19 protein-coding genes and 2 tRNA genes are annotated in these 25,778 nt (G+C 40.5%); 9 read left to right on the forward strand and 12 right to left on the reverse strand.

Annotated features, from left to right (window positions below):
* Window positions 1-150: 150 nt before the first annotated feature.
* From IPM48_10705 to IPM48_10725, 5 genes are read left to right on the forward strand one after another with little or no spacing between them, the layout of a single operon-like run.
* Window positions 151-2,937 carry a DEAD/DEAH box helicase family protein gene (locus IPM48_10705; GenBank protein ID MBK9272056.1) on the forward strand — a complete coding sequence of 929 codons (2,787 nt, stop codon included), beginning with the start codon at window positions 151-153 and terminating at the stop codon, window positions 2,935-2,937.
* Window positions 2,934-4,493 (forward strand): restriction endonuclease subunit S, encoded by a 1,560-nt coding sequence (locus IPM48_10710; GenBank protein MBK9272057.1) that lies wholly within the window; start codon window positions 2,934-2,936, stop codon window positions 4,491-4,493. The genes IPM48_10705 and IPM48_10710 overlap by 4 nt, the downstream gene beginning before the upstream one ends.
* A 33-nt stretch (window positions 4,494-4,526) precedes the next feature.
* Window positions 4,527-5,156: a hypothetical protein gene (locus IPM48_10715; protein ID MBK9272058.1), complete on the forward strand. Its 630-nt coding sequence runs from the start codon at window positions 4,527-4,529 to the stop codon at window positions 5,154-5,156.
* The gene (locus IPM48_10720; GenBank protein MBK9272059.1) at window positions 5,153-6,652 is read left to right on the forward strand and encodes an SAM-dependent DNA methyltransferase; all 1,500 of its coding nucleotides are present in this window, start codon (window positions 5,153-5,155) and stop codon (window positions 6,650-6,652) included. The genes IPM48_10715 and IPM48_10720 overlap by 4 nt, the downstream gene beginning before the upstream one ends.
* Before the next feature lie 3 nt (window positions 6,653-6,655).
* On the forward strand, window positions 6,656-7,897 hold the full coding sequence (locus IPM48_10725; GenBank protein ID MBK9272060.1) for a hypothetical protein: 1,242 nt from the start codon (window positions 6,656-6,658) through the stop codon (window positions 7,895-7,897).
* A gap of 121 nt (window positions 7,898-8,018) precedes the next feature.
* Here the strand turns inward: IPM48_10725 and IPM48_10730 are convergent, their stop codons facing one another.
* From IPM48_10730 to IPM48_10750, 5 genes are all read right to left on the reverse strand, one after another.
* Window positions 8,019-8,957: a DUF3871 family protein gene (locus IPM48_10730; protein ID MBK9272061.1), complete on the reverse strand. Its 939-nt coding sequence runs from the start codon at window positions 8,955-8,957 to the stop codon at window positions 8,019-8,021.
* Complete coding sequence (locus IPM48_10735) at window positions 8,938-9,774, reverse strand: AAA family ATPase (protein MBK9272062.1); 837 nt, start codon at window positions 9,772-9,774, stop codon at window positions 8,938-8,940. Before IPM48_10735 ends, IPM48_10730 begins: the two co-directional genes overlap by 20 nt.
* A 92-nt stretch (window positions 9,775-9,866) precedes the next feature.
* Window positions 9,867-10,229 (reverse strand): hypothetical protein, encoded by a 363-nt coding sequence (locus tag IPM48_10740; GenBank protein MBK9272063.1) that lies wholly within the window; start codon window positions 10,227-10,229, stop codon window positions 9,867-9,869.
* Window positions 10,230-10,562: 333 nt separating this feature from the next.
* Window positions 10,563-10,636 (reverse strand) — tRNA-Ile (locus tag IPM48_10745).
* A gap of 93 nt (window positions 10,637-10,729) precedes the next feature.
* Window positions 10,730-10,800 (reverse strand) — tRNA-Gln (locus tag IPM48_10750).
* A gap of 285 nt (window positions 10,801-11,085) precedes the next feature.
* Here IPM48_10750 and IPM48_10755 point away from each other — a divergent pair.
* Together IPM48_10755 and IPM48_10760 are read left to right on the forward strand one after the other, a co-directional pair.
* Window positions 11,086-12,669: a right-handed parallel beta-helix repeat-containing protein gene (locus IPM48_10755; protein MBK9272064.1), complete on the forward strand. Its 1,584-nt coding sequence runs from the start codon at window positions 11,086-11,088 to the stop codon at window positions 12,667-12,669.
* A gap of 108 nt (window positions 12,670-12,777) precedes the next feature.
* Window positions 12,778-14,658 (forward strand): T9SS type A sorting domain-containing protein, encoded by a 1,881-nt coding sequence (locus tag IPM48_10760; GenBank protein ID MBK9272065.1) that lies wholly within the window; start codon window positions 12,778-12,780, stop codon window positions 14,656-14,658.
* Between the two features lie 339 nt (window positions 14,659-14,997).
* Here IPM48_10760 and IPM48_10765 read toward each other — a convergent pair whose 3' ends face one another.
* Window positions 14,998-15,828 carry a prohibitin family protein gene (locus IPM48_10765; GenBank protein ID MBK9272066.1) on the reverse strand — a complete coding sequence of 277 codons (831 nt, stop codon included), beginning with the start codon at window positions 15,826-15,828 and terminating at the stop codon, window positions 14,998-15,000.
* 157 nt (window positions 15,829-15,985) lie between these two features.
* On the reverse strand, window positions 15,986-16,834 hold the full coding sequence (locus tag IPM48_10770) for a M23 family metallopeptidase (protein ID MBK9272067.1): 849 nt from the start codon (window positions 16,832-16,834) through the stop codon (window positions 15,986-15,988).
* Window positions 16,835-16,971: 137 nt separating this feature from the next.
* On the opposite strand from IPM48_10770, the gene IPM48_10775 reads away from it, so the two are divergent.
* On the forward strand, window positions 16,972-19,977 hold the full coding sequence (locus tag IPM48_10775) for a tetratricopeptide repeat protein (GenBank protein MBK9272068.1): 3,006 nt from the start codon (window positions 16,972-16,974) through the stop codon (window positions 19,975-19,977).
* A 40-nt stretch (window positions 19,978-20,017) separates the two neighbouring features.
* Here IPM48_10775 and IPM48_10780 read toward each other — a convergent pair whose 3' ends face one another.
* The 5 genes from IPM48_10780 to IPM48_10800 form a co-directional block, all read right to left on the reverse strand.
* Complete coding sequence (locus IPM48_10780; GenBank protein MBK9272069.1) at window positions 20,018-21,250, reverse strand: 3-deoxy-D-manno-octulosonic acid transferase; 1,233 nt, start codon at window positions 21,248-21,250, stop codon at window positions 20,018-20,020.
* Window positions 21,250-22,011: a hypothetical protein gene (locus tag IPM48_10785; GenBank protein ID MBK9272070.1), complete on the reverse strand. Its 762-nt coding sequence runs from the start codon at window positions 22,009-22,011 to the stop codon at window positions 21,250-21,252. Before IPM48_10785 ends, IPM48_10780 begins: the two co-directional genes overlap by 1 nt.
* 152 nt (window positions 22,012-22,163) lie before the next feature.
* The gene (locus tag IPM48_10790; protein ID MBK9272071.1) at window positions 22,164-22,667 is read right to left on the reverse strand and encodes a DUF1761 domain-containing protein; all 504 of its coding nucleotides are present in this window, start codon (window positions 22,665-22,667) and stop codon (window positions 22,164-22,166) included.
* Between the two features lie 39 nt (window positions 22,668-22,706).
* Window positions 22,707-24,257 carry a T9SS type A sorting domain-containing protein gene (locus IPM48_10795; GenBank protein ID MBK9272072.1) on the reverse strand — a complete coding sequence of 517 codons (1,551 nt, stop codon included), beginning with the start codon at window positions 24,255-24,257 and terminating at the stop codon, window positions 22,707-22,709.
* A gap of 48 nt (window positions 24,258-24,305) precedes the next feature.
* Window positions 24,306-24,842, reverse strand: a complete 537-nt coding sequence (locus IPM48_10800; GenBank protein MBK9272073.1) for a hypothetical protein — start codon at window positions 24,840-24,842, stop codon at window positions 24,306-24,308.
* 134 nt (window positions 24,843-24,976) lie between these two features.
* Here IPM48_10800 and IPM48_10805 point away from each other — a divergent pair, with 134 nt between their 5' ends.
* Entirely contained in the window at window positions 24,977-25,771 is a 795-nt protein-coding gene (locus IPM48_10805; protein ID MBK9272074.1) for a sulfite exporter TauE/SafE family protein, read from the forward strand.
* Window positions 25,772-25,778 lie beyond the last annotated feature (7 nt).

Raw genomic sequence — 25,778 nt, forward strand, 5'->3', positions numbered from 1 at the left:
GGAAAATTTTAGGATCAGCCCAAGGCTTAAAATCAATATAATTTAATCATATTATTGTATATAAATATAATATATATTATAATTAATTTAATGTTTTAAAATTTAGAGCTTTTGGTTTATTTTAAGCCCTTGAAAACCACCCAACACCATATGCCCAATCAAAATCCTGAACAAAAGGCGAGAGATCAGATTGATGCCCTCCTGACAGCCAGTGGATGGTTGATCCAGGATTTTAATAGGATAAATCTTGCTGCAGGCCAGGGCATTGCCATACGTGAATACCAAACAGATGTGGGTCCTGCTGATTATGTCCTGTTTGTAGAAGGCAGGGCTGCAGGTGTGGTGGAGGCCAAGCGCGTGGAGGATGGTGGCAAAATGTCTATGCATGAATCACAGGTGGAGGATTACTCCAGGGCTAAATTGAAATACATCAACAACGAACCCCTGCCTTTCATATACCTCAGCACAGGTGAAATAAATCGCTTTGCGGATGCAAGAGACCCCAAGCCCAGATTCAGGGAGGTATTCAGCTTTCATCGTCCTGAGACATTGGCCAAGTGGCTGCGCAAGGGAAAATCCCTGCGTAAGGCTCTGCATGAAGATCTGCCAACCCTCATCACAGAAGGCCTAAGGGATTGTCAAATAGAGGCCATTACCAACCTGGAAAAATCTTTTGCATCTGCGAGACCCAAAGCTTTGGTGCAGATGGCCACAGGCTCTGGGAAGACCTTTACGGCTATTACCACAGTCTATCGTCTGCTCAAACATGCAAAAGCAGAAAAGGTCTTATTTCTGGTGGACACCAAAAACCTGGGTCAACAGGCTGAAGGGGAGTTTAGAAAATACCAGCCGCAGGATGACAACCGCCTGTTTCCTGAATTGTATGGTGTCACCCGCCTGAACAGCTCTTACATCCCACAGGATAGCCAGGTGTACATCAGCACCATCCAGCGCTTGTACAGCATCTTAAAAGGCACTGAACTGGATGAATCAGCCGAAGAAGAAAATCCAGGTGAATTCTCCTCTCAGGCCAGAGAACCCATGGCAGTGGTGTACAACGAAAAATTGCCCATTGAGTTTTTTGATTTTATATTCATCGATGAATGCCACCGCAGCATTTACAACCTTTGGAAACAGGTATTGGACTATTTTGATGCCATGCAGGTGGGACTCACCGCCACTCCAGACAACAGAACCTTTGGATACTTTAATCAAAACATTGTATCAGACTATGGCTATGAGAAAGCGGTCATCGATGGAGTGCTGGTCCCTTACAATGTGTACACCATAGAAACCCAAATCACGCAAAAAGGAGCCAGCATCAAGTTGGGTGAGATGGTGGATAAGCGCGAGCGTCTTACCCGCAAGAGGTTCTGGGAGACAGTGGATGAGGACGTGGAGTATAGTGGCAAACAACTGGACAAAGACATTGTAAATCCAAGCACCATTAGGACCATCATACGGGAGGTAAAAGACAAATTACCTCTGATGTTCCCAGACCGTTTTGACAGCAAAGGGGAGTTTGAAGTGCCCAAGATGCTCATTTTTGCTAAGACGGACAGCCATGCAGAGGACATCATAGAGATCGTCAGGGAGGAGTTTGACGAAGGCAATGATTTCTGCAAAAAGATCACCTATCAGAGCAAGGAAGATCCCAAAACCATCCTCTCCCAGTTTAGAAATGATTATTATCCACGCATCACAGTCACCGTGGATATGATAGCCACAGGTACGGACATACGCCCCCTGGAGGTGCTTCTTTTTATGAGGGATGTGAAAAGCCGCAGTTACTACGAGCAAATGAAAGGTCGTGGTACCCGCACCTGCTCCTTGGAAGAATTGAAAAACAAGGGTACGCCCAGTGCCAAATTTTCAAAGGACCACTTTGTGATCATTGATGCCATAGGGGTGGAACAATCCCAAAAGACAGACAGTCGCCCTCTGGAAAAAGCCCCAGGTGTATCCCTCAAGGAAGTGCTGCACCGCATAGCAGTGGGAGACCGCTCTGAGGAAATGATGAGCACCCTGGCCAATCGTCTCCTGCGTCTGGATAAACAAATCAACGAGCATGAAAAACAGGAGTTTGAGCAAAAAGCCCAAGGTCGCAACATCCCTCAGGTAGTCAGGATGCTACTGAATGCCCATGACCCTGATACCAAAGAAAACATCAAACAGGAGGTGCACAGGGAAATGCATGGACAGGCTCCCGCAGAAATAGAAAAGGAGGTTGAAAAAAGGACACATAAGGTACTGGAGGAAGCCATCCAGTGCTTCCACAATCCAGAATTGAGGGATTACCTCGTAGATGTCAGAAAAAAGTATGACCAGATTATCGATATAGTGAACATGGACAGCCTGACGAAGAGTGGCTGGGTGAAAGACCAGAAAGCCCATGCAGAGGAGCTGGTCACACACTTCAGAAGCTGGATAGACGAACATAAAAATGAAATCACAGCCCTGCAGATATTCTACGACCAGCCTTATAGGCGCAGAGAGCTCAGCTATCAGATGATCAGGGACCTGAGTGAGAAAATACTCCTGGAGCGTCCTACGCTCGCTCCCATGAAGGTCTGGAATGCCTATGCAGAACTGGAGAAAGCAGTGGGCTCTCCCAAAAATGAACTGGTAGCCCTGGTAGCCCTCATACGCAGGGTGGCAGGCATCGATGAAGCCCTGACCAGCTATGACAAAACAGTGGACCGCAACTTCCAGCAATGGCTGTTTAAAAAACAGGCAGGCACCCTGAAATTTACCAAGGAGCAAATGGAATGGCTGCACATGCTCAAGGAGCAGATCGCTACCTCCATCCATATAGAGGCTGATGACCTGGATTACACTCCCTTTGACTCCAAGGGTGGCAAGGGCAAAATGTGGCAGCTCTTTGGCGCAGAGATGGAGACAATCATTAATGAATTAAACGAGGTACTGGCGGCATGATAGAAGGAGTTATTGACAAGCCTAATCAGTGGGAAATTATAAAAATTGACCTAATAGGAGAACTTTTAAGAGGAATTACGTATAAAAAGGAACACTCTTCAATAGCTCCAATAAAAAACTATTTGCCAGTTCTAAGAGCAAATAATATTAATGGTGTGATCAATCATGAAGACCTAGTCTACGTTGATAAATTATATTTTTCAGATTTTCACTTTTTAATGAAAGGCGACATTTTATTTGCCATGAGCAGCGGAAGCAAAAATCTTGTTGGAAAATCAGCTCAAGTAAAAGAAGATTTTAAAGGTGGATGGGGCGCATTTTGTGCTGTTTTCAGAACTCATAATTTTGTCGACAACAATCTTGTGGCTTATTTTTTTCAAGCCCCATCGTATAAGACTTATATCAGCAATATTTCCAAGGGTGTTAATATCAATAATCTAAAAAGAGAACATATAACCAATTTAAACTTCCCCCTCCCCCCCCTCGCTGAACAGCACCGCATAGTGGCTAAAATAGAGGAGCTGTTCAGCAGTCTGGACAAAGGCATCGAGGCTCTTAAAACTGCGCAGCAGCAGCTCAAGGTGTACAGGCAGGCAGTGTTGAAATATGCATTTGAGGGTCGGCTTACAGAGGAATGGAGAAGGAATAATAGCCACCCTGTGCGTAATAAAATGCTTATAAGCCAAATTGAGGAAGCAAGAAATAAATATTATAAAGAGCAACTTGCTGAATGGGAGAGAGCAGTTAGTATGTGGGAAAAGATTGCAGATAAATCTAAGAAGCCTTCTAAGCCTTCTAAGTTAATTGAGCCTGAACCTCCAAGTGTTGACCATGAAAACAAAAAATGGGCAATACCTCATGAATGGTTGTGGACACAAATAGGATCTATCTGTTTTGTTACCAAGCTTGCTGGTTTTGAATATTCAGACTACGTTAAGTATAATGACAATGGTGATTTATCTGTTTTAAAAGCAGAAAATGCAGGACCAAATGGATTCAAAAGAACTGAGTATTCAAAAGTCTACTCAAGTTCAGTGCAAATGCTTAGAAGATCATTTTTGTTTGGCGGTGAATTATTAGTGGTATTTGTTGGTGCAGGAACGGGAAATGTTGCAGCTGTTCCAAATGATCAAAAATATTTTTTGGGACCAAATATTGGGATGGCAAGACCATATCTAGAAATCAACTCTAAGTATTTAGAATATCAGCTGCAGTCAGCACTTGGTAAAAGAATGCTCACAGCAACAATTAAAGCAGTTGCCCAACCATCATTATCAATGGGCACAATCAGACAAACTCCAATTGTTTTTACTTCTCTGGAAGAGCAAAATAAAATTGTCCAAGAAATTGAATCCCGCCTCTCCGTCTGCGACAAGATAGAGGAAAACATAGCGCAAAGCCTGCAACAGGCAGAAGCCCTTAGGCAAAGCATCTTGAAAAAAGCATTTGAGGGTAAGTTGGTCCCGCAAGACCCCAGTGATGAGCCTGCATCTGTTCTCATGGAAAAAATTAAAGCTGAACGAGCTGGACTAAATAAGAAAAAGTTAGTAAAATAATTGACGACTAAAATAAAAAGGAAAAAGTGCGATATGGCATCAACAAACGTGATAATACTTAATCGATATACCCAACTACCTGTCCTTCTCGATTATTTAGAGAGAGAAAAATTGGTTTTACTGGATCCTAAATCTTGGGAAGATAAAAACGACTCATTGATTATTGAAGAGTATAAGAAAAGAGCCTCAGTGAAATATTTATTTGCTCTATGTTTTGTCTTGGGGCATGAAACAATCCACCACTGGAAAACATTTTCAAATGGCTCAAGTGGATGTTGCATTGAATTTGATGCAGTCCAGTTGATTAATATTTTCAACAATGACAGTCAACTTCTCCATGGTCAAGTAAAATATAAAAAAATCAATGAATCAAAGCCAGGTAGTTTTGCGTTGGGTGAAATTCCATTTATAAAAAGATTGCCCTACAAACTTGAAAATGAGTATCGGGTTATTTGGCGAGGAAACAATCAAAACAACTTTGAAATTAATGTACCCATTAATATTGTTCAAAGAATAACTTTCAGTCAGCAAATGCCTATACCCGTATTTGAAACTGTTAAATCTATTTTGATGGATAGATATCCTAGCTTGAAAAGAAAGATTTTTATGTCAACTTTATATGAAAATAAAACTTGGATTAATAACTTTAGAGTAATACAATGAGCACAGAACAAAATAATACTTCAAGCATCATCTCCAAGGTATGGAGCTTTGCCACTGTCCTGAGGGATGATGGCGTAGGATACGGAGACTACCTGGAGCAACTGACCTATCTGCTTTTTTTAAAAATGGCAGATGAGTTCAGCAAGCCTCCCTACAACAGAGATCTTAAAATCCCACCAAAATGCAACTGGCAAAGTCTGACCGACAAAAAAGGGGCTGAGCTGTTTGATCATTACGTGCATACCCTGCATGAGCTGTCCAATGCTAAGGGATTTTTAGGTCAGATTTTCACCAAGAGCCAAAACAAGATCAATGACCCCTCCAAGCTGGCAAGGCTCATAGCCATGATAGACAATGAAAACTGGAGCACCATGGGTGCTGACCTCAAGGGCAAGATCTACGAGGGCCTGCTGGAGAAAAATGCGGAAGACACCAAAAGTGGTGCAGGGCAATATTTCACGCCCAGGGCACTTATCAGGGCCATGGTGACCTGTGTAAGGCCTGAGCCTATGAAAACCATAGCAGACCCTGCCTGTGGCACAGGAGGCTTCTTTTTGGCTGCCTATGACTTTATAGCAGATCCCAAAAACTACAGTCTGGACAAGAAGCAAAAGGAGTTCTTGAAGCTGAAGACCTTTTATGGCAATGAGATAGTGGCCAATACCCGCAGGATGGCCCTGATGAATCTTTTTCTGCACAACATTGGTGATTTTGAAAGCGACACCTTCATATCCCCTGCAGATGCATTGATTTCTGACAGTGGTCTGAGAGTGGACTATGTGCTGGCCAATCCTCCCTTTGGCAAAAAGAGCAGCATGACCTTTACCAATGAGGAAGGAGAGCAGGATTCTGAAGACCTCACGTACAACCGTCAGGACTTTTATGTGACCACCAGCAACAAACAGCTCAATTTTGTACAACACATCAAAACCATGCTGAAAAGCGATGGAAAGGCTGCTGTGGTATTGCCAGACAATGTATTATTTGAAGGAGGGGCTGGTGAGACCATCCGCAAGAAATTGCTTGAGGTAACCAACCTGCATACCATTTTGCGCCTGCCCACAGGGATATTTTATAAGCAGGGGGTAAAGGCCAATGTGCTGTTCTTTGACAACAAACCAAGCTCCAAAACTGCCTGGACCAAAGAGATTTGGTTCTATGACTTCAGGACCAACATACACTTCACCCTCAAAAAAAATCCCCTTAAATATGACGACCTGGCTGATTTTATAAAATGCTACAACCCTGAAAATATCCACAAACGCAAGGAAACCTTTGATCCAGATAAAAATCCAGAAGGACGCTGGAGAAAGTTCAGCTACGAGGATATTATTGCCAGGAATAAGACAAGCCTGGATATCACCTGGATCAAGGATAAAAGCCTCACTGACCTGGACAACCTGCCAGACCCTGATGTCTTGGCTGAAGAGATCATCGAAAATCTGGAGGCCAGTGTGGAGTGTTTCATGGAGATCATGGGTGCGCTCAAAAAATAAGGCATGGATTTACTAAAAAAGGAATTGAAAATACTCTTGATGCTGGTCTTTTTGTCAGGCCTTGGCTGCTTTGGAGGAGGGAGTTCCACAAGCTCCAGTTATTCAGATAATTCATCTGAACCTGAAGATGAAATTCAGGAGAATAAAATACTGAATGGACCCTATTGCGCAACCGTCCATTACTTCAACCCAAATACAGGCACCCAATCCGATTACCAATTGATTGTTGAGGTATCTGACAACCAGCTGCAGAGGATCAATTTTCCACAAGGATGGATGGATCAGTCTAATTTTTCAATGGTAGAGTTTGATGCCAACGGAAATACCCAATTTGTGAATGATAAGGGGTATCAGTATTCTGTGGAAATTATTGGCGAAGCTGATGACTGTTTCTCTGGCATGCCTGCCTTAAATCAATGTCTGGCGATTTTGGAAAATGGAATTCAATGTGAAAGAGTAACAGATAACCCAAATCGACTGTGCTGGCAACACCAAAGTGCAATACCCCCTGCTGAATCAAAACGAGTAACCGAGGCTGTATTCATCAATACAGATGGAAACGTCAAATTAAGAGTCAGTGAGGAAATGCGGGAAGAGGACATAAGAAAATTCAATTTAGGAGATTTTATCTCGCTTAGGGAGTACATCAACACTTTTGACTTTAAAACCACCGCTAAGCTTATGTACATCGAAGAGTTGGGTGATAACATCCTTTTTATCTCAACCTACACTGGAGGAGCTCACTGCTGTGTGCGAATAGAGGCATTCAAACCAGATAGAGGGTCTGATTTTTATTACTATTTGGACAGAATGTCCTTTGATGGCGAATTTATGAAGTTAGACTATCCATTTACAGTGAACCTATGGCATGAATATTTTCATTGCCCATACGCCTTTGGCTTCTCTGAATGCAATTATAAATTTTATAACGATTATCTACATATCGTAAATGGAAAATTTGTCCCCAAAGCCCAAGGAGACAAGGATCAGCTGGAGCAATGTTTACTGGAATTTTTTAGGACCAACCAAGTCCCTGAATTAATGGACAATTTTGATGAGGGTCAAAGAGAGGTGATACTCAATTCCTTAAGACAATTGTATAATCTCACCGAGGATATGGAGTACATCAAAAATCTCTACATGGAAAAAATGCCTCCAGTCAAGGATAAGCTCAAATTATGGAATGAGATGTCAGAAATCATCCTGTCCCAAAAAAGAACTTACGAAAAATTCCCATTTAGATGATTCGCTGAGCATTTCAAAGAATTAAAAAATTCAATTTTTTCTGACTGAGATAAAACCCGGATCTGTATGATTAAATACAAACCCGGGTTATTTTAAATTTTTACTAACATAATGTATAATATTAAAGCAGCCAGCTTTCCAATCTTCCAGCCTTTCCTTCAGCCAGTTCTTTGATGATTATATCCCCATTCACTCCTCGATCTATAAATCCATCTATATAGGAACTTTTATTGGCTTCCGTCATCAGGTTGTATAGATTCCAAAGGCTTATCTCTCCAGATTTGGATGAAAAGTTGGGGTCTGAAAAATAACCCCTGACCACTGAGTTTATCTGAGCGTCTGTGATCAATATTTCTGGAATTGAATCTCTCTCTGGATGGTGGGGATACATTCTGCATTTTCCAATAAAATGTGCAAACTGACTTTCTGTCAGGCTATAATTACCCAACTCCTCCATCCAGTTTAAGTGATTTTCAAACTGATATTTTTCAATCATCAATTTGATTTGCTGAGCGATTATTCTTAAAGAGTTTGCCTTTAAGTCCAACACTACCCCATCTGAACAAATGCAAAGATTGGAACATACCCATACCTGAAATCCCACGAAGAATTTGAAGTGCTGATGGGCCCTGTTATCCTTGCTCAGATTATCCCATGAATAGGATTTTACGCCTCCCACCACTAAGGAGAGCTCCTGACCTTGAATTACAGATTTAATATTTCCAATCTGATACAAATACATCATCCTTTCGTAATAGAGGGTCTTTTCATGGGGCAACAGTTCAACTGCCCTTTTATTGCGGGCTTCTGGAATTCTGCCCATGATTGGATGAGATACCCTGATCTGAGGCTTTGATACTCTGAAATCATGAAAATTTGACAGCACATCCCCTGTAATTTCAATCAATTGGGATTGGGAGATCAAAGGATGGTTGTCTTTGGTGAATACAGGGATGATATGCTCCTGCCTTAAAGCTTCCAGTTCACAGGGCAGTGTATTGGCTACTATAAAGGGCTTATCCATTTCATCCAATAGAGGATTAATTGTTTGTAGTTCCATTTTGCATTGATTTTGAGTTAATTAAATAATTTTTTCGACTTGTAAACTGTCCCAGAAGTTCTGGGAAGCGATCTTTGGATTGATAATACACCTGGCTAAGTTCATTGAGATCCTGGGCTCCCTCTATTCTCCTGATAACCTCCTCTACACCCTGATGACACCACTCCCTGATACTTCTGCCAGTGGATTCTGTCAGCATAAATTCAGGCAGATTGATAAACAGTCCTGTCCTATCCTTGCTGCAACTTGCATGATGCCTGATATCAAGATCAAATACCAGGGTAAATTCATAATCCACTCCATCTCTTTGAATGGCTTTCAGACCTACTTTTTCTGGGACCAGCTTACCATTGCCCTTGTCATTGAGTACATAATCCTGCTTAACCCTGAGGGTGGCGATGATGTGGGCATTGGAGCTTAGGATTTTAGTGATCAAGGCATTGTGCCTGGGTGTAACCTTTGCCCAATTGGAAAATGAATTTCCTGTAAGAGATGCGTGAAAATCAATCAGAAATTCCCAGGAATGGGAAAGTGAGTCCAGGATGATCACCTCCATGCCCTTTGATTCAGCAAGCTCGATGGCCTGGATGTATTTCTCAGGACTAAAGGGCGATTGAATAGCTATAATATAATACGTGCCCAGATGATCATAAAGATCAGATGAGCCATTTTCAGTGTCAATGATGCACACCTTTTCAAGATTTCCACATAAACCCTTAGCGATCAAAAGTGAGGAATAGGTTTTACCAGAACCTGCAGGCCCCTGAATGGCCATCTTAATGCTGGCTTGTCTTCTTTGTGCTTTGCGTATATTCATGTCTTAAATTTTATTACATTTGTAAATCAAATAAATACAAAAGAGGAAAAGGCGTACACTCAAAGCATACGCCCCTCCTGAAATGGCAACAGCTAAGCTTCAACCATTTTGCCATTAGTGCTGAATGTTCTCAGATCTGCCTTTAGCATTTCACCAAGAGGATCTTGAGTGTACTCCCACCTGTGAGAAAGTACCACTGACTCACCAGTCTCAGGAATTGTGTAGTTGTAAGGCTCACACTCTTGCTTGATGATAGCACCTGGAATTTTTTGACCTACCATAGTGGCTGCAATCTGTTCAGAAAATGTGGACATTATGCTACACTTTTTGGAAGTTGCATAGAATTTCCCTGTGGTTTGAGATTTGATGATCTCTAGATCACCTTGAAGGACCAGTACCACAAAAGACTGACCCTCCTGATTTTGCCTTACGGCATAAGAAACTACTGTTACCATTTGAAAAAAATTAAAAAAGTTATAAAATCCCCTGGTTGCAGGGGGGAGGGTATTTTTACTCTCCAAGAACTAGCCGGGGGCGTTGGTTGGGAGGTAAAGTCTTTCAATGCAAAAGACAAGTCTATTTTATAAAAAAAATGGTGAGTTGAATATGTATACTAAAGGTATTAATTGAACTACCTTTAGAAAAAAATAGTGAATCAACTAGAGGTAAATTAATTTTGGAGTTATTTTTGTTTACTAAAGTTTAGTATAGTTCACAAAAAAGGGTGGCAAAAAAGGAGGCAAGCAAATGTAATAGGTTGGTTGTCAGTGCTTTTAAAGGGTGAAAAGTGGTCCCACCTGGGCTCGAACCAGGGACCCTCTGATTATGAGTCAGATGCTCTAACCGACTGAGCTATAGGACCATCCTTAATTTTCTAAGGATTTTGTCGTCTCACCATCGATTACTACTACTAAACTGAAAATGAGACAATTGAAAAATGAAGTAGCGAAAAAAGTTGACCCATAAGGATTCGAACCTTAACAAACAGAACCAAAATCTGTGGTGCTACCGTTACACCATGGGTCAATTTCCTTCAAAAGAAGTGCAAATTTACAAGCTATTGCCAACTTTGAGAAAAATTTTTTGGAAAGCCCCGGTTTCCTATATTTTCGGATGCATTCGCTCTTATTCTTGGGGCCAATGGTTTGCAGGCCAGCCAATCTGCAAAAGGCATAATCAATTTATTAACAAGCCACTATAATTTGTTTTGTAAAAAATGAACTTTTCAAATCGCCTGTGGCTCGAAAATAATCTTTAGGTTTGCAGCGAAAGCACAAGTTCAATGGGTCAATTGGCAAAATCAATTTTTTCATGGCAAAATTCTTTTATTTCTCTGTCCTTTTTTCTTTGATTCAAATCCACGCAAGACCCCTGTATGTTTCAGCAGATTATGGCAATGACAACAATGACGGCAGTAAGCCTACCAATGCTTTTAAGACGCTGCAGGCAGCCGCCGACAAAACCAGACCCGGTGATACAGTCTGGGTGGATTATGGAATATATCAGTCAAAAGCCAAAGAGATTCTTCGGATAAAAAATTCGGGGACCGACAAAAAGTGGATTGTCTATAAATCCATCTCTGAAGACAGACCCATTATAAAAATTCAATTTGACGCTGCCATTTTAATTGACGGAGCGTCGTATATATCCATTGAAGGTTTTGAAATCAAACAGGATGATGAGTGGTATGACAAAATGTTCTTGGGGGCTGACCCCGATTTTAAAACTTCTACAGGCAATGGAATTACATCCCAGAGGGTGAGCCACAAATCTAAAATCTGCCATCACATCAAAATTCAGGACAATTTGATACACTCTTGTCCCGGGTCCGGTATCTTTTTTCAACACGCAGATTACCTGACCATACAATTCAACCAGATTTACGAAAATGGAGAGCTTAATCTAACCAATAACAGCGGAATTCGAATTCAACATTTGGTGGAATTTGATCAAAACGAAGGAGTACATATACTGATTAATGGTAACACCATTCATCATCAAAGAAGAAAATCCAGGCTGGAAGAAGAAATTGCCGATTGCGACAAAACATATAGCGGCAGTGGGATCTCCGTTCGCGACAATCGCTATGCCACGATAGACGCTTCCTCAAAAGGTTATCTTCAACCCATCCAAATTTCCAACAACGTGATTCACAACAATTCAGGCATAGGGATAGATGTGATTGAGACGGATCATCTAAAAATCATTCACAATACCTGCTTCCGGAATAACCGCAATATTTTTGTGAAATGTGGAGAACTCTATATTCGAAATTCTACAAATGGAGTTGTAGCAAATAATATCTTTTATGCAAATCAGGACAAAAGAGCAAGTCAGATCAACAATTTTGAAAGGTTTTTCATAAGTCACAATTTGTATTTTAATTCTCTCCAGTTTACAAGGGGTGAAGTTGATTTGGTGACAGATCCAATGTTTGTTAAAGCGAATAATTTTGAATCATTGGTTGATTTTCAACTGAAGTCGAAGAGTCCTGCCATAGATGCGGGAAATAAGCTTTACACCACAGCTTATGACCATGCGGGATCAGTTCGAATTCATGGCAGTCAGGTTGACATTGGGGCATACGAGTACATAGGCTCCAAGCCACATCCAAGAAATTACAAACCTGCCCATGTAGATGACAAAACCATTAAACTTTTTTGGCAGGCCGGCTATTCGGAAACCACCGATCAAATCCTGATTTCCAATCACAAAAATCGCAATTTTTCTGCCAGGCTTTTCAGGGGCAATGGTGTATTTATTCAACAGGTCATAGAAGATGAAAATAGCTATGGTGGAATCGAATTTGATGTCTCTGATTTTCCGGAAGGCTGGTATTTTGTGGTAGCCTATAATCAAATAGATTATTTTGTACAGCGATTTTATGTTAAATAATCACAGACCGGTGTCCGGGGATTGCACACTTCGCTCAGCCAAAATGTGATAAAATTGTACCTTTAGGCGCTAATTTTTAATTTAATCAGAATAAATACTCTCAAAGCAATGAAAAAATTTACTATTTTATTGGTTTCCTTATGTTTAGGAATTGCACTACCCGCGCAAACCGTTTTGTGGGGAGGCCCTAATGACCCCAACTCAAGTTTTTCAGCCGGCTTGGGCAATTGGACCACAAGGGGCTTAAGTTCCAGTATATCCGATTCTGCCTCCAATGCCATTTGGTCCTATACGGCTTCCGGAAATTCCCGGGGAGCTTATTCCGATTTGGCAGGGAGGATCAATTCACCCACTTTTGCCAACGGTGCCATCATTTTTGATTCGGATTTTCTCGACAATGGTGGGGTGGAAGGGAATGAGGGAAAAGGGGTCGCACCTTCCCCACACAGTGGTTCACTCACCAGTCCTTTGATAGATTGCTCAAGTTTTACTTCAGTAGCAGTTTCGTTTTATCAGTATTATCAAAATTTCTTGTCCGAATGTTTTTTGGAAGTGAGCGTTGACAGCGGATCTACTTGGACCAGAATCAGAATAAACCAAGACATCCTGCCAGGTAATGGCACTGCCAGAAACAATCATCAGGTAATTGACATTACTACCCATGCGGCTGGAAAATCAGGCGTCCAACTGCGTTTTATCTTTGAAGGTGATTACTACTTTTGGATCATTGACGATGTAAGCCTGGTGTCCCTTCCTGATTTGGATGTTGCGCTTGTCCAGGCTTTTTACAGTCCTTCAGCTTATAGCCAGCCACGTTCACAAATATGCCAAGATACTTTTAGGTTTAGTTCTACTGTGAGCAACCTTGGAGGTTTGGCACAAAATGAAGTGGTGCTTAAAGTGGAGGTATTGGATAAAGACAGAACCAGTGTTTTGTTTACCGATAGCACAGTGATTTCAACCCTGGAAGTAAATGACGACAACCGCAATATAGCAATGGCAGAACATTTTGTTCCAGACCAATTGGATTTGGGAAAATATTTCATCCGTTGGACCATAAGGGGAGGAGTTGGAACGGACTATAATCCAAGAAACAATGCCAGATTGGATTCCTTTGAGGTTTCATCCAGTCAATATTCTGTCGCTCCAAGAGTGAGGGGTGGTGTACGAGCCAATGGAGGGACTGCCTATTCTGTGGCAGCGCTCTATAAGACCTCTGATTGCTGGAATCAAAATGATAAATTCCTTGCCAAGGGAGCTGAATTTTCGCTGGTATATGGCTCTGGTGCTACCATCAAAAATTATATTTTCAAAATTTTACTTTTGAAAGTTCAGGATACCGTCAATGCTGATTTCAGTAATTTTTCAGCGGAGGGAGGTGTGTCCGGTGCGTCCACTGAACTATTGTCAGAAGAATTGTTTACAGGAGATGATGAAGCTGCTTATTCAATCATTGCCATTCCATTGACGGACAGCCGTACAGGCGGAGATCTGGTTCTATCTCCAAAGAGCCGTTATTTTCTGGTGGCCAGTCATCAAAATGAACCAAGTGAAGATGAAAATACCTGGAGATATCACGGTTCCAGTCAGGAGAAAAATTATAGCGGACATCCATTTACAGTGCCGGTCATTGACAATGCCGGATATTGGTTTGAATCATGGCCTGAAGGGGAGGCGCCATTCTTGAGATTAAATATTGAAGTGGTGACTAAGACAGATGAAGTAGCTCTGGCAGATCATGTATTGCGCGTATTTCCCAATCCGGTGGTGGATGATAATCTTCAATATCAATTGGAATTTGAAAACCCCACCAACGCAAACATTACTGTGTTTGATGTAAATGGAAGACTGCTTGATTTTATCAGCCACAAAAATGTAGTACATCTTAATCAGGAACTCAATGTATCAGGTTTGGCCGCTGGGCAATATTTTATCAGAGTTTCTACAGAAGAAGGAACAAAGACAAAATTGTTTAGCGTGCTTAGATAATTAGATCCTTCATTTTTAAAAACATAGTTGTCCGGCTTGAAACGTTATTTCAGCCGGACTTTTTTTTTACAATTTCTTATTTTTCTGATATATACAGGAAGTAGATCTTTTGGATTGGTTTTGTCGGCTAAACTCATTTGCCCGTATTCAAAGAATTGATGAGCCTTTCATGGATGTAAAAATTACTGAGAAGAAACATGCTCTTGTTCTATTTTTTGACCCCATTTTAAATCCATTGATCTTAGCGAAGACCCGCCTATTGAAAAAAAAAGCTGCTTGTTTTGCAAGCAGCTTTTCACCAATTCACGAATCTCAATTTACATATATTTCCTTCCCAATTTATTTTTTGTCAGAAGCCCCGAGTCCAGTTTTTGGGTTGTTGTCATCGATGTTCATCATCATCGGTACTGAGGTCCCATTGCCAATAATGATTTTTGAATTGCTGGATTTACTTAATTCCAACCATGCCTCCAGTGTTTTGTATTGAAGTATGTTGGGTGTAAGCCCTTCTGTTATAATTTTATTGGCATCTCTAAGTGCTTCGGCCTGAATAATTTTTCGTTCTGCTTCTTTTCTCTCTTGTTGAAGGACAAATTCCATTCTTTGAGCCTGTTGCTCAGCTTCCAATTTATCTTCAATGGCTTTGTTGATATTCTTTGGTAAAGAGATGCTTTTTAAGAGCACATTTTCCACCAAAATACCTTTGGATTTGAGGGTTTGCATCATTAATTCCCGGATGGCCACTTCGATCTCGGGACGATTTCCGCTGTGCATGTCTTTTGCAAAATATTTGCTGGTAACATCTGCTACAGCTGATCTGAATACCGGTAAGATAATGGTCTCTTCGTAGTCCAATCCCACTTCGATCAATAGATCTTTTGCAGATTTCTGTATCACCCTGTACAAAATTGAAACTTCGCTTTGAATGGTAAGTCCTTCTTTGGAAGGAATATTAATATTCACTTCAATATTTTCAGTTTGGCCTGAAACTTTAATAATAGTGCTCACAAACGGATTGTACACTTTTAAACCACTGGTATAGACCTTGTCATTGTATTTACCCAAAGTCCTTTTAATACCAAACTGACCTTGCTTTACAACTGTACAGGAGCTCAGGAGCAGGGTAAGCAATAGAAAGAAGAGGAAACCAATGTTTTTACTTGACACCATCGTTTTATTTTTTAAAATGTGATCTAAAATATTGAATAAAACAAGCATCCAATAGACATGTTTTGAATTTATTCATTTTAAGAATTATTTAAGAACCGATCGGATCAAACAACATAATATCAAACGGTTTAGAAAAAGGGGATTCTTAGAATCTCTTTTAGAACCGGATGTATTGAGCAGGATCCACGGGATTGCCTTTGTGCCATAGTTCAAAGTGAAGATGCGGTCCTTTGGTGAGGGTTCCTGTATTGCCAATGATGGCAATGGCTTCTCCAGAGCGCACGTTTGTTCCTGTCCTTTTGAGTAGTGCAGAATTGTGCTTGTAAACTGAAACCAGGTTGTTTGCGTGTTGAATTGAGATGGTATGCCCGTTTTCCAGGGTCCAATCTGACTGGATCACAACTCCGGGAAGGATGGATTTGATGGGCGAATTTTCAGGAGCAATAATGTCCAATCCGAAATGGTCCTTGTCCGGGCCAAAATGAGCTCCAAGAGTACCTTTTAATGGAGAGCTAAAAGGCAAATCGTACAGATCTTTATCAATATCAGTACCGCTGTTTGTAAAATTTCTGATCGGTTTACTTTGTTGTTTCGTGCTTTGTGATTTCCCGAGATTTTGCTGGTAATTGGCTCTTAACAAAGAATCTTCTTTTATTTTGGGAATTGGATTGCTAACTTCCTGATTAATAGTAATGTCCTTGGTGACATCGGCAGTTGTGATGGGTTCGTTGGAGATCATCCTCCTGAAATTATCAATATACACCTCTCTTGCTTTAAGTTCCTTGTCCAAATTTTCCAATCTTTTTTCTAATTGGATGAATTCACCTGTGTTTTTGACATCGCCATACCCTGGGATGTATGTTTTAAGAGGTGTTGCTATAATTAATGCCAAAAGAATTAATCCAGAAGCAAAAAACAAGGAACTGAGTAAAATATAAACATTCAACAGGGTTAATTTGTAGGTTTCAATTTCTTCAAAGGTATCTTCTTCTCTGATTATCAGCAAGAAACGCTTTTTAAGATGCGACTTAACTTTATCTTTTATTTTTTTTAGATCGAATGCCATTAATTTTACATTTTCATACAATAAAAAGCCTTGAAAATCTGTTATCTGCAGAATCAAAAAGCCGAATTTACTGGTTTATGTTTGTGAACAAATCATCCTTTTTGTTTTTTGCCTTTTCCCTTATCCTGTTTTTTAGTGCTTGCGTAACTAAAAGAAAGAAAGGTGATTCCTCTGCTCTTGGTCGCTTTTATCACAACACAACCGCAAAATATAACGCATGGTTTAATGCCAATGAAATACTCAAAACCAGCCTTCTCAACTTTGAGAGAAACCATAAAGATAATTATTCAGAGATACTCCCGGTATTTCCTTACAATGCCATAGCCAACCCCGACTCGGAAAAACCAAATCTTGATAAAGCCATCCTGAAGGTTTCTACGGATATCTCGATGCACCGCATCAGCCGTTGGACGGATGATTGCTATTTTATTTTGGCGAAATCCCAGTACCTGAAAAAGGATTACGAGACAGCAGAAGAAACCTATAAATTTTTACTGGAAGAGTATAGTCCCGCCAGCATCATACGGAATACAAAAAAGTTGAAGGAAAAGTCCAAGCTGGATCTCAAGAAGGAGAAGCAAAGAAAGTTAGAAGAAAAAAAAGAAGCTGCTGAAGCTTTAAAAAAGGAAAAGGCGAAATCCAGCAAGGCAAAATCAAAGGCAAAGCAACAGGCCAAAAAGAAAGCCCAGGCAAAGAAGAAAAAAGGAAAAACGGCCGCGAAGCCCAAAGTCAACCAAGTTCCTGCTTCCAGCAAGAAGGCGGATACCAATCCGGTGGTTAAAAAATCAGAGGATCGAGCACTTGCACCCATCACCGAAATTAAGAAGACAGAAAAAACACCCAACCTAAAAAATGTGGGTTCAAAGTTGGTACCACACAGACCGGTATATTGGGAAGCATCCATCTGGTCAGCCAAGAATTTAATAGAAAGGGCAAAATACTATGAAGCCGCATCCATCCTGAAAGAAATCGATTCGGATGCCAACACCCCTGAATATCTTTATGAGGATCTGAATGCCACATTTGCACATGTCTATCTGCGTCAAAATAAATATGAGCAAGCCATTCCCTATTTGAAGAATGCGATTGAATTTGGAAAATCGAAAAAACGCAAGGCCAGGTATGCTTTTATTTTAGGTCAATTGTACCAAAGGTTTAATCGGCCGGTGAGTTCAGATGAATATTTTGGCATGGTCCTCAAAATGAATCCGGGGTATGAGTTGAGATTTCAATCCAAAATGAACCTATTGCTCAATCAAGGATTGGGGACAGACAATGTGGCTGAAACTGAAAAATCCATCTTAAAATTATTAAAGGATCCAAAGAACAAGGATTTTGAACCCGAGATTTATTTTGCCCTGGGGCAGATTGCATTGAGGGCAAATAGAAGAGAAGAGGGAATTAACTATTTAAAACAATGTGTTTCAGCGCAGGCTACTAACAATGGGATCAAGTCCAATGCGTATCAAGTTTTGGCAGACCTTCATTTTGAATCCCAACAATATGGACTTTCAAAAAATTATTTTGACAGCACTTTGTTGCTTTTGGCCAAAAATGATCCCCGACGGGCCTATCCATCTAAAATGGTGGCTAACCTGAGTGAAATTGCCACCCAGCTTGATATCATTTATCTGCAAGACAGTCTGATCAAAATTGCAGGCCTTTCTACAAAAGAGAAGAGGGCTTTGGCAATACAGATCAAAAATCGCAATAAACCCAAAACGGTCAATCCAACCGGAGCAGGTGGATCGATGATTCCTGAAAATGCATTTGATAAAATGGGAATCGGCAGCAGCGGTTTCGGAGAGCGATTTGACCGAAGTCTGGTGGGGCAATCAGATGCCAATGCAGGTGGTAAAGATGGCAAATCAAGTAGTTACTTTGCCTACGACCAAAGGGCATTAAACAAAGGAAGAAGTACCTTTGAACAAGTTTGGGGAGTGAGAAATCTGGAAGACAATTGGAGAAGATCCAATAAATCTTCATTTGTTTCAGAATTCGAATCCATTACCCAGGGATCGGATGACAAAGCGGGAGAGAACCTGGAAGAGGACCTGGCGAACATCCTGCGCGGTATTCCTACTACTGAACAAGAGCTTGATGCAGCCCATAAAAAGATCCAGGAAGCCATGTTTAAATTGGGTGTATTGTACCGGGAGAAAATTGAACAATATAAAAAATCCAAAGAGACTCATCAGGATTTGCTGACCAGGTACCCCACATTTGACAGGAGAGAAGATGCCTTGTATTATATTTACCTGAACTGTGTCGAACTCAATGAACGGGAATGCGCCGATTGGGCTTCGAACGAACTGCAAACACAATATAAGAATTCTCGATACACCCGCATTCTTACCGATCCTGCTTTTGCCAGAAGTCTGGGTCAGAAGAAAGATGAATTGGTAGAATCCTATCATCAGGCTTATAAACTGTACGATGAAAAAGCATTTGAATCTTCTTTTCAGATATTAAATATCATAAAAGCAGGAAACAGATCTCCGCATCCGATCGATCCAAAGATTCAAATGCTATATGCTTTGTGCATCGCAAAGGTCTCCGGAAAAGATGCCTATATGGAAGAGCTAAAGAATCTGATTGCTCAATATCCGTCAACTCCTGAGGAAAGCAAAGCCAAGGAGATTATGCGATTCTTAAAAGGGGATGAAGAAGCATTTGGAACAGTCTCCATCACTGAAGCCAAAAAAATTGACTTCAAGCAGGAGGACAATAAAACCCATTTTGTGTTTCTCATATTTTTTAACCCTCCGGAACGACAAATGGATAAGTCCAAAATTGCCTTATCCGATTACCATGCCAAATACCATAAATTGGACAATTTAAAAATGACCAGCCTTGAGTTTGATAAAGATAAAAATACTTCCTTGATTTTGATTCGGCAATTTGAAAATAAATCAGCTGCCATGAAATATATTGCATCTGCTCAAAGAAACCAGGCCGAATACATTCCCGGAGTATCCAATTATGAGTTATACACTTCCACGCAAGCCAATTATCGATTAATTTTAGAAAACAGATCTTTAAAGGAATACCAGGAATTCTTCAAGCAGAATTACGTGCAATAAAAAAATGGCAAAGCCAATAAGCCGAGGAATCGATTTTAAGTCACAGCAGTTGCAATTCCACCAATTTCTGATAGATACAATGTGTAGCGCCTGAATGCTCCAAAAGGTAGTTTTTTAACTTGACTGCTTTATCGGTGCACCAGGATTCCTGTTCTGCACATTGAGCCAGTTGGGTGAGTGAATCCGGGTGTTGAATTTCAAATCCTATACCTAAATGGATCATTGATGCAGCCTCCGGAAATTTTCGGTGGGCCGGTCCAAAGCAAACTGATTTAAGATGAGCGGCTGGTTCCAGAATATTGTGAATACTTTTTCCAAATCCCCCACCCACATAAGCGAGGGAGGCTTTGGCATAAATGGACGAAAGTTGTCCTATCCCATCAATTATCAGAATGGGTAGATCAGTAGCTAGATTAAGATTTGAAAGTCTTACAGTGGCTGCCGGAAATTGGGACTCTATTTTTGCAAGATGTTTTTCATCAGGTTGATGAGGCGCAAGGATCAACTTCCAAAGATTATGATTCATGTTCTTCCAGGAAGAAGCAATTAAAGCCACATCATCTTCCCAAACGCTTCCTGCGACTAAAATTTTTTTACTTCCACAAAAATGGTTAACCAGTTCTGAAATTTCAGGGTTTTTGGCTATTTGAAGAACCCGGTCTAGTCTGGTATCACCACAAACTGTGTAATGTTCGATTCCAAGCCGACTTGCCAGAGTGGAAGATTCATTGTTCTGGAGGAAAAAATGCCTTCCTTGCAGAAGGATTTTGCGGAAATGGTTCATGAATGATCTGAATAAAATGTGATCTGACCTGAGGTGCATCGAAATATACACAAAGGGAATCTTGTTTAAATTCAGCTGATGGAGTGTCTCGTACCAAAAATCGTATTTTACAAAAATTACCAATTTGGGTCTGACCATTTGAAGAAAGGCAGAAACATCGCTTTTTGTATCCGATGGGAAATAGCTTACGACATTGACCTGATCGTAATTTTTTCGAATTTCGAAGCCGGAAGGAGAATAAAAGCTGAGCCACAAAAATGCCTGCGGATGATTTTTTCTAATTGATTCAATCAATGGTCTTCCCTGTTCAAACTCTCCAAGTGAAGAGCAATGAATCCAAATGGATTCTCTATGATCTGGATTCAAATGGACGTATTTCTTCTTCCATTGATTTCTTCCTTTTTTCCACAACAATGCATCTTTTCTAAAATAGGATGCAAAGCTTATCAAACTAAAATAAAGAGATACAAGCAATCTGTAAATCCACATCAATAATTGAATTTTTCACCATAATCCCCAATAAAAAAGGGTAGATACCAACCAAATTTGAATTGCAGGTATATATCCTTTCTTGAAATTCCTGATTCTGATTGCATGGTGTCGTAATTATATGATCTTCTGCTTTGTGTAAAACCCAAGATGGGTTCGAATCCTGTGTAAAAATTAATCCTGCCTGAATGACTTCTAAACTCATAACCGATAAATCCGGTGACAGATAGCCCATTGGTGAGTCGATCGTGCCCCTGTCTAAAGGCCAGATTGATTTGGCTTGCTGATCGTGAATCATCCTGGATTCTTATCCGATGTTGCAAAAAACCTAGCCCTAAAGACCACTTGAGCCCGTGTTTTGCCATTGACTGCGATCCGAGGGAAAAAATACCACCCGTAAAAATCTGGATATTGAAAGCCCTTTGTCTTAATCGAACATCCGTTTGGAATCCATCTTCTCCAATGATTTGCCCAAGGTCTGATGTGCGGTAGGGTTTCAGCACATCCTCATAAACCCTTGTTCCAAACAAGTAGGTCCACTTTATCCCAATGGGAAAGTGATATTGCGGGGGTTCATAGCTCAAACCCAATCCAACACATTGATTTGGACCATAACGATCACTCAGTTGCGCAAGAGCAGAGCCATAACCCAAGTGGATGTCCACAAAAATACCTTCATTGTTCTGCGCCACTTTTGAATTTTGTGAATGAACATTCAGCAGAATGAGCAGAAAAACTAAAGTTGATTGAAAACGAAGCATGTTGGTCTTTTATAGAACTTAAACGTTTGAATCGCAGGAATGCACAAATAAATGAAAATAATAAAAATTAAATTCAGCTCTTCCGTGCATTCAATGCAAACAGCTTTGACTCATAAAATGCAATCGATTGGTTTGGGTCCTAAGATCGAATATTACTTCCAGGCGCAAATAATACCTCCCATCAGCATCAATGTCAAGGTCCAAAACAAAGTGTTGATAAATGTCAGTTTGAATGATTTTTTCTCGTACATCCCATTGGTGGCCATAATGGGCAACACCAAAAATATTCCCACGAGCATCCCATGAACCATTCCATGCCTAAAAGTTCGAAACTCATTGGCGTATTCACCCTGACCTTCAAATTTGGCCAAAACTTCTTTTGCAGCATCTGCTCTGGCAGGATCTTCCACTGCATTTAACAGAGCACTGTGTACTCCTAATTGATGAATTGTAATGGGGTTTAAACTCATAGATAGCATAAATGAAAACAGGAGGGAAAGAATCATGGTTCTGGCCATGTTGAAATCTTTTTCGATGGCTTCTTTGGTAAGGCCCGTTTCTTTCATCCAAACAGTGCCCATTACTTTTTCATGATACCAAATAAATCCCAAAAAGCTGGGAACCAATGCAGCTACTAAAATGGCAATCCAATTCATAAAATTTGTTTGAAGTATTAAAAAAATTAGTAAAAATAACTATTTCACAATATTAAATTTTTGGACCAATGCACCATCCTGGGTGACCAATTCTACCAGATAAATACCGGATGGAGTTTCAGGAATTTTTAAATGTGCGATTTGTTGCCCTTGCATATAATGCGTTTTTGCAAGGAGGGTTTTGATTTTTTTTCCTTCAGGATCCAATAAGTTTATTTGAATACTTTGGTCTTTATTTAAGGTAAAATGAACGCTGATTTCTGAAACTGCTGGATTGGGAAATATAGAATATAGTTCAGATTTGATGGGAAAGTCCAATGGATTTGCATCAGGATCATCTAAATTGAGCACCAGGTTTTCATCACCAGTTTGATACAGGACATAGGAGAGTGGAAGATAGAACATTTCGTCCGCGGTACCTTCTCCCCAGGTTACCAATTTAGGGGGATTGTTGGGGTTGACCGGATTATTTACTGTATTGTCGTAGGTAGCAAAAGCATGTATTTCTGTGCCTTGTGGCAATACAATTAATTTTTTAAAGTAGTATCCACCCTGCCAGTTAAAGTCCCAGTCGGATATTTTGATCAGGTTGATTTGTTTTCCATCAGGGAGTTTGGCATATACTTCCCAGTCTTTTCCAAGCATGTGGCAATGTGGCCAAATTCCGATCAGGCTAATTTTCGTTGGAATCCGATAAACTGCATGAAATTTTTTCACCTGGTTGGATGGGATAATAAAGGGCCCATCCACCAAATCATTGGGTAATAAAATTTTGGAAAGTACATTTCTTTTTGCGGGTTCTGAAGCAAAAAACAAATTCACCACCGTACTATCTGATTCATCTACGCTGGTAGGTGCATAATGCATTTGCAAGACCAGATCTGAGCCTTTTGGCAGTTTCTGTGACATGCCATTTGTAAATACATTTGGTTTTTGCCCCGGAACATATCCTGGCAATTGGGGGTTGCCGGAAATGAAACCTCCATTGGTAAACCCATATTCAGGAGTTTTGGCATCTTCTTCCCGGGCTTTTCCGGTTGGATCCGCCCAAAACAAGGTGTGGTGGACTATTTTGCCATTTCCTGGCCTCATTTCCAAAGCCACAAGATCTTTATCTTCTGCAAGCTGGGTTGGAATCACAAAGTACCTGTATTCATCGTATCCTGTGCCCTTGTGAAGGTAGGATTGCGAAAAACTCAAAGTCAGATCAGGTGTACCAATTTGAGAACCTTTTGGGAAATTGGGGAAGGGCGGTTCCTTGGACATATCGCCTGGAGGCATTCCTGCATCCACCCATGCACCGATCATTTTTATCTGAGCATCTGTCAGAAAATTTTCATGTTGGTAGTTTTGATAGGTCGGATCTGGTTTCCAGGGGGGCATGTATTTAGATTGGGTCACATATTTTATATTAAGTGCCCGATCGCGGATCTCATTGTAATTGGTCAAAGGAAAAGGTCCGATTTCACCGGGTCTATGGCAGTTTGAGCAGTGTTTGTAAACAAGCGGTGCAATGTCTTCCGCAAAATTTTGTGAATGAAGGGTTCCGAAAATGAAAAGGAAAAAGCAGAAGCTGATGTACTTTGTCATAAAAGGTATTAATTGGTGTTGTAAATATCCAAAAATTATCACGAATGATTAAAGTTTTGTCAAAAAGCAACCAACTGCCTCGGTTTGAAAGGGCTGAAACTGCTTACCCTTGCTGATGTTTTCAAGGCAATCGTTCAATTCTCTGTTTGAAGCTCTGGATTTTCGCTTACCAATTGCTGCCCAACGGTCATCGATTCGCCCTTGATAAAGAACCGTTTTGGTAGGTTGATGAAAAATAATCACCTCGGGCATGACTTTAATGTGGTAGAACTTTGCCAATGATTGTAAACTATCCATTTTCCAAGGAAGGGGTATTTGGTACTTTTTGTGAAACTGATTAATTTCGGAATAGCTCGAACTGGGTGCCGGATAAATGGCTTCCATTTGGATGCTGTCGTTTTGATATTTTGACCACAATCGGATTATTTCAGGTGTATAGGATTGGGTAATCTTACATTCTTCCAACATAAAAAAATATACTTTGAATGTAGGATTTTGTCCGGAAATTTCTGAGATTTGAAACAGGATCCAAAGTAAAGACAGCACAAAGGATGATTTGATGGATATCATCTTTCTAAGACCCATCTAATGTGATAAAGTTTAAACCAGGGTATATCGCCATTCCTCAATATTTTAAGATGAGCAGGATGGGTCAATTGTAATGAATGTTACATTTTTTTGTTGGAGAAGAGTTTAACTTTGGGGCTTTAAAAAATGCCATGGACATTATTGGGTATATAGCCTCTGTTGTGATCGGAATATCTTTGGGTTTAATTGGAGGAGGAGGAAGTATTCTGACGGTACCTGTGCTGGTCTATCTTTTTGGAGTTGATGTGGTTACTGCTACTGCATATTCACTCTTTATTGTGGGTCTGACCAGTTTGGCTGGATCCATGGATGGTTTTAGGAAAGACCTGGTCGATCTCAAAATGGTGGCATGGTTTGGGATTCCTTCTTTAATTGCAGTTTTTTGTTCCAGAGCTTTTATCGTTCCATCCATTCCTGAGACTGTTTTACAGCTGGGCGGATACGAACTCACCAAATCTGTTTTTTTAATGCTTTTGTTTGCCATTTTGATGCTGGCCGCTTCATTTGGCATGATACGAAAGTCAAGAGTTGAAAATCAGCCTGCCTCAGAAAAAAGCTCATTCAATTGGATTTATGCTGTAATGGAAGGAGGAGTGGTGGGAGTTCTGACCGGAATGGTTGGTGCGGGGGGTGGATTTTTGATCATACCTGCCCTGGTGATATTGAGTAAACTTCCCATGAAAAAAGCGGTCGGGACCTCACTTGTTATTATTGCCATTAAGAGTTTAATTGGATTTTTTGGAGACCCACAACTTTTACAATTCGATTGGTGGTTTCTGATTTCAGTCAGTTTTTTTGCAATTTTTGGAGTTTTTATTGGTGGCAAATTGTCAAACCAAATTGATGGCCAACTCCTTAAACCAGCCTTTGGATGGTTTGTTTTGATCATGGGCTGTTTTATCCTAGTAAAAGAACTTTGGTTTTAATTGAAAA

The sequence above is a fragment of the Saprospiraceae bacterium genome (assembly GCA_016715965.1).
Lineage (GTDB): Bacteria > Bacteroidota > Bacteroidia > Chitinophagales > Saprospiraceae > Vicinibacter.

Bases quoted from the DNA above. Each gene is read 5' to 3' on its own strand.
- IPM48_10725 (MBK9272060.1), top strand. From the start codon at position 6,656: ATGGATTTACTAAAAAAGGAATTGAAAATACTCTTGATGCTGGTCTTT.
- IPM48_10755 (MBK9272064.1), top strand. From the start codon at position 11,086: ATGGCAAAATTCTTTTATTTCTCTGTCCTTTTTTCTTTGATTCAAATC.
- IPM48_10795 (MBK9272072.1), bottom strand. From the start codon at position 24,257: ATGACAAAGTACATCAGCTTCTGCTTTTTCCTTTTCATTTTCGGAACC.
- IPM48_10710 (MBK9272057.1), top strand. From the start codon at position 2,934: ATGATAGAAGGAGTTATTGACAAGCCTAATCAGTGGGAAATTATAAAA.
- IPM48_10740 (MBK9272063.1), bottom strand. From the start codon at position 10,229: ATGGTAACAGTAGTTTCTTATGCCGTAAGGCAAAATCAGGAGGGTCAG.
- IPM48_10720 (MBK9272059.1), top strand. From the start codon at position 5,153: ATGAGCACAGAACAAAATAATACTTCAAGCATCATCTCCAAGGTATGG.
- IPM48_10785 (MBK9272070.1), bottom strand. From the start codon at position 22,011: ATGCTTCGTTTTCAATCAACTTTAGTTTTTCTGCTCATTCTGCTGAAT.
- IPM48_10790 (MBK9272071.1), bottom strand. From the start codon at position 22,667: ATGAATTGGATTGCCATTTTAGTAGCTGCATTGGTTCCCAGCTTTTTG.
- IPM48_10765 (MBK9272066.1), bottom strand. From the start codon at position 15,828: ATGGTGTCAAGTAAAAACATTGGTTTCCTCTTCTTTCTATTGCTTACC.
- IPM48_10800 (MBK9272073.1), bottom strand. From the start codon at position 24,842: ATGGGTCTTAGAAAGATGATATCCATCAAATCATCCTTTGTGCTGTCT.
- IPM48_10775 (MBK9272068.1), top strand. From the start codon at position 16,972: ATGTTTGTGAACAAATCATCCTTTTTGTTTTTTGCCTTTTCCCTTATC.
- IPM48_10760 (MBK9272065.1), top strand. From the start codon at position 12,778: ATGAAAAAATTTACTATTTTATTGGTTTCCTTATGTTTAGGAATTGCA.
- IPM48_10805 (MBK9272074.1), top strand. From the start codon at position 24,977: ATGGACATTATTGGGTATATAGCCTCTGTTGTGATCGGAATATCTTTG.
- IPM48_10730 (MBK9272061.1), bottom strand. From the start codon at position 8,957: ATGGAACTACAAACAATTAATCCTCTATTGGATGAAATGGATAAGCCC.
- IPM48_10715 (MBK9272058.1), top strand. From the start codon at position 4,527: ATGGCATCAACAAACGTGATAATACTTAATCGATATACCCAACTACCT.
- IPM48_10735 (MBK9272062.1), bottom strand. From the start codon at position 9,774: ATGAATATACGCAAAGCACAAAGAAGACAAGCCAGCATTAAGATGGCC.
- IPM48_10780 (MBK9272069.1), bottom strand. From the start codon at position 21,250: ATGTGGATTTACAGATTGCTTGTATCTCTTTATTTTAGTTTGATAAGC.
- IPM48_10705 (MBK9272056.1), top strand. From the start codon at position 151: ATGCCCAATCAAAATCCTGAACAAAAGGCGAGAGATCAGATTGATGCC.